The following is a 10,146-nucleotide window of genomic DNA, read 5'->3' as shown; positions in this document are numbered from 1 at the left end:
TCGGCCCGATGGTCGTCACCCAGGCGATCGGCCGGGGCAGCACGAAGGAGATCAGAAGCTTGTAGCGTTCGTGCGGACTCAACTCGGAAGCGGCGTATTGCATCTCTCGAATCCTCTAGTTGCTCGGCTCGACCTTTACGCCGGTGCGCTCGACGATGAGCTTGTAGTGCTCGGGCCGCCGGTGCCTGGCGAAGTTGAACGTGGTGTTGCGGATGTACTCGCCGAGCTCCATGTCGCAGTCGTACGACACGACCTCGTCCTCCTCGGTCGTCGACTTGGCGACGATCTCGCCGGTCGGTGCGACGATTGCCGAGCCGCCGTGCAGCCAGAACCCGTCTTCCTTGCCGGCCTTGGCCGTCGCCACGACCCAGATGCCGTTCTGGTAGGCGGCCGCCTGAATCGAAAGGTTGTGATGGAAAACGCGCAGGTACGGCGGCTCCTTGGGGGCATAGACGTTGTCGGTCGGCGTGTTGTAGCCCAGCACCACCATCTCGGCGCCCTTCAGACCCATGACGCGAAACGTCTCGGGCCAGCGCCGGTCGTTGCAGATGCATTGCCCGACGATGATGTCGTCCTTGAACATCTTCCAGACGTTGAAGCCTAGATCGCCGACCTCGAAGTACTTCTTCTCGAGATGCTGGTAGGGCGCCGCCGGACGATGCTCGGCGTGGCCCGGCAGATGGACCTTGCGGTACTTGCCGACGGTGCGGCCGTCCGGCCCGACAAGGATCGAGGTGTTGAAGCGGTGCGGGCCGCCCGCCTCCTCGGTCAGCTCGGCATAGCCCAGGTAGAACCCGATGCCCTTGGAGCGCGCCAGCTCAAACAGCGGCATCGTCTCCGGACTCGGCATCTGCGCCTCGAAGTACCTGTCGACCTCGGCCTGGTCCTCCATCCACCAGCGCGGGAAGAAGGTGGTGAGCGCGAGCTCGGGAAACACGACGAACTTCGAGCCGCGGGAATCGGCCTCTTTGAGCATCTCGATCAACCGGCTGACGACACTCGTGCGGCTGTCGGTTCGATTGATCGGGCCAAGCTGGGCGGCAGAGACCTTTAGACGACGGGACACGATGGACTCCTTCCGGTTCGATCAGCATAGCAAACTTCATGCGGTCAGCCCGGCATCATCGGCAGATCCGTGTCTGCCGGCTTTTTGCCCGCTTGCGTCAGCATGCAATGAATCTGCCCGCGATGGTGGGTTTGATGATTGAAGAAGTGCGACACGAGCAGCCAGCGTGGCGCCGACATCTCGCGCCTCAGACTCGGCGAGAAGTGCGTGTGCCTTCCGGCCAACCAGTCCGAAGCGAGCCTCTCCGCCCAACCGACGATCTCCGCATCGGTTTCGCGCCGTCGGCTCTTCAGCGACGTCCAATCGTGATACTGCGCGGTCAGTTCCGCCAGCGGCACCGGCGGTAGCGCGCCGGAGAATCGGCTTAGCCATGTCTGGTCCGCCCAGAGGAGGTGGCACATGGTCCCGTGGATCGACCCGAAAAAGGCACCGCGCTCGCGATGGCGCTCTTCGTCCGTGAGCCCGTCGGCGGTGCCATAGAGATTCTCGTTCTGCCAGTGGTTGTACCGGGCTAGGCGGCACACATAGTCCGCACTGATCATCAGAATAGCGGCTTTGCGCCGAATCGGCTCATCGCCTGCAATTCCGGCGCGGTCTGCCCCAACGGCTTCGCCGAATCCGGCGACGCGCAAGGCAGGAACTGGCCCGAGCCCCGCGCGGCGTTGAGCTTGCCGTCCTCGACGACGACCCGGCCGCGGCTCACCACGGTAATCGGCCAGCCTCTGATCTGGCGGCCCTCGTAGGGGCTGTAGCCGACATTGTCGTGCAGATCCTTCCAGTGGATGGTCACGTCTTTGTCGGGATCCCAGATGGCGAAATCGGCATCCGAGCCGACGGCGATCGTGCCCTTGCGCGGATAGAGACCATAGAGCTTGGCGTGGTTGGCGGACGTCAGGGCAACGAACTGCTGCAGCGTGATGCGCCCCTTCTGGACGCCTTCCGAGAACAGCAGCGGCAGGCGGATCTCGAGGCCCGGCACGCCGTTGGCCATCTCCTTGAAGGTCGTCCTGTCGCCCTTCGGAATCTTGCCCTTCTCGTTGAACTGGTAGGGCGCATGGTCCGACGAAAAGGTCTGGAACGTGCCGTCCTTGAGGGCGGCCCACACCGCATCCTGTGCCGCCGAATCGCGTGGCGGCGGGCTGCAGCACCACATCGCGCCTTCGACGCCCGGCTTGTCCATGTCTTCCGCCGTCAGCCCGATATACTGCGGGCAAGTCTCGCCGAAGATTTTGAGCCCCTTCTTCTGGGCCTGGCGCAGGGTCTCGATCGCCTCGATCTCGGACATGTGCACGAGCAACAGCGGCGCATCGACCAGCCGTGCCAGCGAGATCGCGCGGTTGGTCGCCTCGGCTTCGGCGACTCGCGCGTGGGCGATGGCGTGGAACTTCGGCGCGACGTGGCCCTGGTCGACCAGGTGGTGCGCCAGCCACTGGATCATGTCGTGGTTCTCGGCGTGGACCATGACCAGCGCACCCTCGCGCCGCGCCAGCGCCAGGATGTCGAGCATCTGGTAGTCGCTCACCTTGAGCGCGTCGTAGGTCATGTAGATCTTGAACGACGTGTAGCCGTCCTTGATCAGCGCCGGCAGCTCCTGGCCCAGCACCTGTTCCGTCGGGTCGGAGATGATTAGGTGGAAGGCGTAGTCGATCACCGCCTTGGGCGTAGCCGCCTCATGATAGTCCTTGACGACCTGGCGCAGCGACATGCCGCGGTGCTGGGCAGCGAAGGGAATGACGGTCGTCGTGCCGCCGAAGGCTGCCGACACCGTGCCGGTATAGAAATCGTCGGCGCACATCACGCCCATACCGGAGCGCTGCTCGATGTGACAGTGGCTGTCGACGCCGCCCGGCAGCACGAACTTCCCCGCCGCATCGATCTCACGCGCAGCGGTCCCCTTCAAATCGTGGCCTTGCCCGGCAACCTTGCCATCCTTGACGGCGATATCCCCTTCCGTCTGGCGTTCGGCAGTGACGATACGCGCGTTGCGCACGATGAGATCGAAATCCGGCATCTCTGACCCTTTACCACGTCCTGATCACGATACGCACGATAGCGGTTTGGCTGGTCGCGCGTCGCCTATTCTGCCGCCAGCCTGGGCGCCTGCCCGGCCGCCGCGAGCCGGCGCTCCAGGCGCGCGATCAGGCTGTCGAGCTCGGCGCGATCCGTCGCCGTCAGGGACGATCCCGGCGCCCGCTGCTTCGGACTCTGGATGGCGCCGCGGCGGAACAGAACCTCCTTGCGCAAGGCGAGCCCGATCGACGGCTGCTGCTCGTGCCGCACAAGCGGAAGGTAGAGATCGAAGAGGTCCTCGGCCTCGCTGGCCTTGCCGGCGGCAAACAGGTCGTAGACCTGCACCAGCATCTCCGGCCAGGCGAACCCGGTCATGGCGCCGTCGGCGCCGCGCTGCATCTCCTGCGGATAGTAGAGGCCACCATTGCCGACCAGGATCGATACGCGCCGGCGACCCGGCCGCTTCTCGCCTTCGCGGACACGGGTCAGCTTGGCCAGCCCCGGCGCATCCTCGTGCTTCAGCATCACCAGCTGCTTGAAGTCGTCGACCAGCCGCTCGAACACCGGCGGCGCGAGGTAGACTCCCGTGCTCTGCGGATAGTCCTGATAGACGACCGGGATGTCAGGGCCGAGCTCCTTGAAGACCTGGGCATAGTAGTTGTAGACGCCATCGTCACCCTTGAGGCCCGGCGGCGGCGCCACCATGACGCCGGCAGCGCCAGCGACCATGGCTTCGTGCGCAAGGCGCCGCACGTTTTCGAGCCCGGCATGGCTCGCCCCGACGATCACCTGACGCCCTTGCGCGCGCGCGCGATCACGCGATTGACCACAGTGAGCGATTCTTCGGCAGTGAGCTTGTGCGCCTCCCCCATCATGCCCAGCAGGGTGAAGCCATGTACGCCGCACCTCAAATAAAAATCGGTCAATGAATCGAGGCTGTAGAGATCGAGGGCGCCATCGTCGGTGAAAGGCGTCGCGGCGATGATGAAAACGCCCTTTGCCTGCTCGTTCAGTTTTCCTTGGCTCATGGACCACGCTCCCCGGCGCATTTCTTGCTGCGATCATGGCAGCCGCGCGGCTCTTGTCGAGCATCGCGGCCTCAGTCAGTGTCGAAACCGGAAGGGAGCAATACTGCATATCATGGCGCGACACATCGCCCATCGATTGATGATTTCGCTGCCGGTCCTGTTGGGTGTGCTGTTGATCGGCTTCCTGCTGCTGCAGGTCGTGCCGACCGATCCGGCGACAGTGCTGGCCGGTCCGACGGCCACGGCCGACGAAGTTGCGGCGATCCGCCAGCAGCTCGGCCTCGACCAGCCCCTGTGGGTCCAGTTCGCACGCTATCTCGGCCGCGTGCTGCAGCTCGATCTCGGCCGGTCGATGATCTCCAACCGGCCCGTCTCCGAAGAAATCGCCCTCACCTTCTGGCCGACCGTCGAGCTGATGCTGGCCTGCCTGGTCTGGGCGGTGCCGCTCGGCATCGCGCTTGGCACCCTGGCCGCGCGGCGACGCGGCACGCTGGTCGACCGCGCCATCATGGCGCTGTCGGTGATGGGCGTGTCGGTACCGGTATTCTGGGTCGGCCTGCTGCTGATCCAGCACGTCGGCGGTGCCGGCCTGCTGCCCTTCCAGGGTCGCAACGGTCCGATCTGGAGCGGCGCTGGACTGCTCAGCCTGATCCTGCCGGCGGTGACGCTGGGCGCGGTGTTCGTCGGCCCGGTGGCGCGCATGACCCGCACATCGCTGCTCGAGACGCTGGGCGCCGACTATGTCCGCACGGCGCGCGCCAAGGGCGCCTCCGACTGGCGGGTGACGATCCACCACGCTTTGCGCAACGCCATGATCCCCGTCGTCACCCTGGTCGGCCTGCAGATCGGTTTCCTGCTCGGCGGCTCCATCGTCACCGAGACCATGTTCGCCTGGCCCGGCGTGGGACGAATGGCCGTGGGTGCCATCACCTCGAGCGATTTTCCGCTGGCGCAGGGCGCCATCCTGGTGCTCGCCGTCGGCTTCATGATCGTCAATCTGATCGTCGACGTGCTCTACGCCTACCTCGATCCGCGGATTGCGCGGTCATGACGGCTCTCGTGCTCTCTTGGACCGCGGGCGTCTCGCCCGCTCTTCCTCTTCATCATGATCATGACCATGAGCGGGCAAGATGCCCGCGGTCCGGAAGAGCATGACCGACGCTGCTTTGACTCTCCAAAGCGAGGCGGACCAGAAGGCGATCGCGGCACTGCGGCGCAAGAATGCCGTGTGGCGGCGCATCCTGCGCGATCCGCCGGCGGCGGCCGCGACGCTGTTCCTGCTGCTCGTCGTGCTGGCAGCAATCTTCGCACCATGGGTCGCGCCGTTCGATCCCTACGCCAACAACATGCGACTGCGCCTCTGCCCACCGGGCGGCGAGCGCTGTGCGTCGTTCCTGCTGGGGGCCGACAACCAGGGCCGCGACATGCTGAGCCGCATCGTGTTCGGCCTGCGTGCGACGCTCGGCATGGGCGTCGTGGCGGTCGCCGTCGGCGGCGGGCTGGGCGCCCTGATCGGCTTGAGCGCCGCCTACTTCAAGCGCCTCGACACGCCATTGATGCGGTTGGTCGATGTACTGCTGTCCTTCCCCTCGATCCTGTTCGGACTCGCCATCGCTGCAGTGATGGGAACCGGCCTCGTGTCGCTGGTGATCGCGCTCAGCGTCGCCGCCATCCCGTCGATCGCCCGGATCGCCCGAGGCGCCGCCCAATCGATCATACAGCAGGAATACATGGAAGCCGGACGCGCCGTCGGGCTGGGCGACGGCGCCCTGCTGTGGCGCTACCTCGCGCTCAACTGCTGGCCGACGATTCTGATCTACATGACGCTGCAGCTCGGCCAGGCGATCCTGCTCGGCGCCGCCCTGTCCTTCCTTGGACTCGGCGCGCAGCCGCCGACGGCGGAGCTGGGCAGCATGGCCGCCGATGGCCGCAAGTTCCTGCAGATCGCGCCCTGGGTCTCGACGCTCCCCTGCGCCGCGATCTTCCTCGTCGTTCTCGCATTCAACGTCCTGGGTGACGCCTTGCGCGACGCTCTCGATCCCAAGCTCAGGCAATAGGAGGTGTGTACATGACCAACCGGATGACGTGCAACCGCGTGACATGGGCGGCGGCGCTGCTCGCTGCGTCGGCAATCGGCGCGGCAGCGACGCCGGCCATGGCGCAGAAGACCGTGACGGTGGTGCGCGAGATCGACACCGATCGCTACGACCCGCACAAGTCGACATCCCGATCGGGCGCCGAGGTCATGTACATGATCGGCGACACCATGGTGACTCTCGACTACGACATGAAGACGCTCAAGCCGGGCCTGGCGACGAGCTGGACGGTGTCGCCCGACGGTCTCACCTACGTCTTCAAGCTGCGCGACGACGTCACCTTCTGCAGCGGCAAGAAGATGACCGCCAAGGACGTGGTGGCGACCTACGCGCGCTGGGCCGATCCGGAAACCAAGGGCCTCGTAAAATGGCGCATGGGCGACGTCGACAAGGTCACCGCACTCGACGACTACACGGTCGAGTACAAGCTCAAGAAGCCGTTCTCCGAGCTGCTCTACCAGATGACCCAGTACTTCCACACGATCCTCAATGTTGACCAGGCCAGGCAGCTCGGCGCCGACTTCGGTATCAAGGGGATCGACGGCACGGGTCCGTTCTGCTTCGAGAGCTGGACGCCGCGCGATTCGACGGTTCTCGGCAAGCACAAGGGCTACAAATGGGGTCCCCCGATCTACGACGCCACCGAAGCGCAGGTCGACAGGCTGATCTGGAAGGTCGTACCCGAGGAGAACACGCGCGTCACGGCCTTGGAAGCCGGTCAGGCCGACGCCAGCCAGTACGTCCCCTACTGGTCGATCAAGCAGCTGATGGCCAACAAGTCGCTGTCGGTCAGCAGAGCCGAGAACTACTTCTGGACCTATTTCATCGGCTTCAAGGTCGACAAGGAGTTGATGAACGATGTGCGCGTCCGCCGGGCGATGAACCTCGCGGTCGACCAGAAAGCCATCGCCGACGCCGTGACGTTCGGCTTGGCCGAACCGGCTTCGACGATGCTGATGCCGGGCGTGCTCGACTTCAATCCCAACGTCGATCGTGCGATCTACGGCGAAAGCGTCAAGGAGGCCGAGCGGCTGCTTGACGAAGCCGGCTGGAAGAAGGGCTCCGACGGCTTCCGCTACAAGGACGGCAAGAAGCTGGCCCCGATCGTCTACGGCATCAACGGCGCCTTCAAGGAGATCGCCGAGGCGGTGCAGGGCGACCTCCGAAAGGTCGGCATCGACCTGCAGATCCAGCTCTTCGATTCGACCGTCGCCTGGGGCAAGCTCGCCACGCAGGAGTTCGATGCGTTCGGCATGAGCTTCCCCTATGTGAGCGCCGGCGATGCCCTCAACCTGTACTTCCGCTCGGCCAACACGCCGACGCCAAATCGCATGAACTGGAAGGACAAGGAGACCGACGAGCTTCTCGACAAGGGCTCGACGGCGACCGACCCCAAAGTGCGCACCGAGGCCTATGCGACCGTCCAGAAGAAGGTGCACGACGCCGCCGTCTGGATCCCGTTGTTTCACGAGCCGCTGTTCGTCGTGGCGGGTTCGAAGCTGAAGCCGATCAAGGCGCACGGCAACTACGGCTGCGGCCTCTACAAGGGCCTGGGGATCGCGTTCAAGTAGGCCTCATTCTCGTGCGGACCGCGGGCGTCTCGCCCGCTCATGAAAAGAGCGGGCGAGACGCCCGCGGTCCGGAAGAAACGCCTCATCAACACGGGACTCTCACCATGACAAAAACCACCAGAATCGCCGGACTCGATCACGTCGTCGCCTGGGACGAAGCCGAGCAGCGTCACGTCTATCTCGATGACAGCGATCTCGTGTTTCGCGGCAGCGAGGTGATCCATGTCGGCCCGGCTTACACCGGCCCGGTCGACGTCACGCTCGAGGGCGCGGGGTTCATGGCGATCCCGGGCTTCGTCAACGTCCACAGCCACCCCTTCTCCGAACCGGCCAACAAAGGCCTCACCGAGGAATACGGCAGCGACAAGCTGGGCCAAAGCTCGCTCTACGAGTATCTGCCGGTCTTCGGCCTCGACCCGGAGGATGCCGGCCCGTCGACCATGGTGGCGATGTCGGAGCTGCTGAAGAGCGGCGTCACCACGATCTCCGATCTGTCGATGAGCCGCGACGGCTGGGTCGACGATCTCGCGGCAACCGGCATCCGGGCCGTCGTCTGCCCGATGATGCGCCAAGGCCACTGGTACACGAAGAACGGCCACACAGTGGAATATGCCTGGGACGAGAAGGCCGGCGAGAAGGCCTTCTCGGCCGCCATGAAGACCATCGACGAGGCGATGAACCATCCGAGCGGCCGCATCTCCGCCATGGTCGGCCCGTCGCAGATCGATACCTGCCGCGAAGGCTACTTCAAGGAGGCGCACCAGGAGGCGAAGCGACGCAACATCCCGATGCAGACGCACGCCTGCCAGGCCGTCGTCGAGTTCTACGAAATGGTGCATCGCCACGGCAAGACGCCCATCGAATGGCTCGACTCGATCGGCGTGCTCGGGCCCGACCTTGTGATCGGCCACGGCATCTTCCTGAACGACCATCCGCAGATCCACTATCCACACACCAATGACTTCGAGACGCTGAGAGGCTCGGGTGCGTCCGTAGCCCACTGCCCGACAGTGTTCGCGCGACGCGGCATGGTCCTGAACTCGATCGGCCGCTACATGAATGCCGGCATCACGGTCGGAATCGGCACCGACACCTTCCCGCATAACATGGTCGATGAGATCAGGCTTGCCTGCTACGTCGCCCGCGTGTTCACCAGCAACTACAAGATGGGCACGACCAGGCATGCCTTCGAGGCCGCAACCATCGGCGGCGCCAAGATCCTGCGCCGCCCGGACCTCGGCCGGCTCGCTCCGGGCAGCAAGGCCGACTTCTCGCTGGTCGACCTCGATCATCCCTACATGCAGCCCGCGCACGAGCCGGTGCGCAGCCTGATCTACTCGGCGAGCGAGCGCGCCATCCGTCATGTCTATGTCGACGGCGCGCAGGTCGTAAGGGACGGCAAGGTGCTGACGGTCGATGTCGAGGCGGCGACCGCCGGCCTGATCGAGGGCCAGCGCAAGCGCCTGGCGACCGTCAGCAAGCGCGACTGGGCCGGCCGCACCGCCGATCAGCTCGCTCCGCCGGTGTACGGAAAGAAGGACCGCCTGCCGCAGTCGAGGCCGGTGACGTGATGGCCTTCATGCTCTTCCGGACCGCGGGCGTCTCGCCCGCTCTTGATCTGGGGGGGGCGAGACGCCCGCGGTCCGGAAGACGATGACCCCCCTCCTCGAAATTCGCGACCTGCGCACCGAGTTCCGTTCCGGCGGCAGCGTGTTCGCGGCCGTCGACGGTGTGAGCTTCTCCCTGGCCGAAGGCGAGACCCTTGGCATCGTCGGCGAGTCTGGTTGCGGCAAGTCGGTGACGTCGCTCTCCATCATGCGGCTGGTGCCGTCGCCGCCCGGCCGCATCGCGTCAGGCGAGATCAGGCTGCAGGGCCGCAATCTCCTCGACCTGCCCGAACGCGACATGCGCGCCGTGCGCGGCGATTCCGTGTCGATGATCTTTCAGGAGCCGATGACCAGCCTCAACCCGGTGCAGACGGTCGGCGAGCAGATCATCGAGGCGATCCGTCTGCATCGCCCGGTGGCGCCAGCCGCGGCGCGGGGGCGCGCACTCGAGATGCTGAAGCTGGTGCGCATCCCATCGCCGGAAACAAGGCTCGACGAATATCCGCACCAGCTTTCCGGCGGTATGCGCCAGCGCGTCATGATCGCCATGGCGCTGGCCTGCGATCCCAAGATCCTGATCGCCGACGAGCCGACCACCGCGCTCGACGTCACAATCCAGGCCCAGATCCTCGACCTGTTGCGCGACCTGCGCGAGCGCACCGGCACGGCGATCATGCTGATCACCCACGACCTCGGCGTGGTCGCCGAACTCGCCCACCGCGTGATCGTCATGTATGCCGGCCGCATCGTCGAGGAGGCGCCGGTCGG

The 10,146-nt window shown here is 65.3% G+C and carries 8 protein-coding genes and 2 pseudogenes; 5 read left to right on the top strand and 5 right to left on the bottom strand.

The features are described 5' to 3' along the window. The 5 genes and pseudogenes from AB7O82_RS33520 to AB7O82_RS33500 all read right to left on the bottom strand — a co-directional run. Window positions 1–103 (bottom strand): annotated as a pseudogene (locus AB7O82_RS33520) (flavin reductase family protein); the annotation flags it as partial. 12 nt (window positions 104–115) lie between these two features. Next, window positions 116–1,066, bottom strand: a complete 951-nt coding sequence (locus tag AB7O82_RS33515) for an N-carbamoyl-D-amino-acid hydrolase (protein ID WP_428550812.1) — start codon at window positions 1,064–1,066, stop codon at window positions 116–118. A 44-nt stretch (window positions 1,067–1,110) separates the two neighbouring features. Continuing rightward, window positions 1,111–1,608, bottom strand: coding sequence for a DinB family protein (locus AB7O82_RS33510; RefSeq protein ID WP_428550814.1), 498 nt, complete (start codon window positions 1,606–1,608; stop codon window positions 1,111–1,113). Then, on the bottom strand, window positions 1,608–3,077 hold the full coding sequence (gene hydA, locus AB7O82_RS33505; RefSeq protein ID WP_428550817.1) for a dihydropyrimidinase: 1,470 nt from the start codon (window positions 3,075–3,077) through the stop codon (window positions 1,608–1,610). The genes AB7O82_RS33510 and hydA overlap by 1 nt, the downstream gene beginning before the upstream one ends. Window positions 3,078–3,142: 65 nt before the next feature. Further along, window positions 3,143–4,104: pseudogene (locus tag AB7O82_RS33500) on the bottom strand (dihydrodipicolinate synthase family protein). A gap of 112 nt (window positions 4,105–4,216) precedes the next feature. Here AB7O82_RS33500 and AB7O82_RS33495 point away from each other — a divergent pair. From AB7O82_RS33495 to AB7O82_RS33475, 5 genes are all read left to right on the top strand, one after another. Next, window positions 4,217–5,155: an ABC transporter permease gene (locus AB7O82_RS33495; RefSeq protein ID WP_428550820.1), complete on the top strand. Its 939-nt coding sequence runs from the start codon at window positions 4,217–4,219 to the stop codon at window positions 5,153–5,155. A gap of 100 nt (window positions 5,156–5,255) precedes the next feature. After that, window positions 5,256–6,161 carry an ABC transporter permease gene (locus AB7O82_RS33490; RefSeq protein WP_428550823.1) on the top strand — a complete coding sequence of 302 codons (906 nt, stop codon included), beginning with the start codon at window positions 5,256–5,258 and terminating at the stop codon, window positions 6,159–6,161. 11 nt (window positions 6,162–6,172) lie between these two features. Next, window positions 6,173–7,771 (top strand): ABC transporter substrate-binding protein, encoded by a 1,599-nt coding sequence (locus tag AB7O82_RS33485; protein WP_428550826.1) that lies wholly within the window; start codon window positions 6,173–6,175, stop codon window positions 7,769–7,771. A 104-nt stretch (window positions 7,772–7,875) separates the two neighbouring features. Then, complete coding sequence (locus tag AB7O82_RS33480; RefSeq protein WP_428621321.1) at window positions 7,876–9,342, top strand: amidohydrolase family protein; 1,467 nt, start codon at window positions 7,876–7,878, stop codon at window positions 9,340–9,342. Between the two features lie 82 nt (window positions 9,343–9,424). Further along, the coding region (locus AB7O82_RS33475) for an ABC transporter ATP-binding protein (protein WP_428550828.1) at window positions 9,425–10,146 on the top strand (722 nt) is incomplete at its 3' end.

The sequence above is a fragment of the Reyranella sp. genome (genome assembly GCF_050185545.1).
GTDB lineage: Bacteria > Pseudomonadota > Alphaproteobacteria > Reyranellales > Reyranellaceae > Reyranella.
The sequence above is the reverse complement of the archived record's forward strand: the minus strand, read 5'-3'. Positions and strand labels throughout refer to the sequence as shown.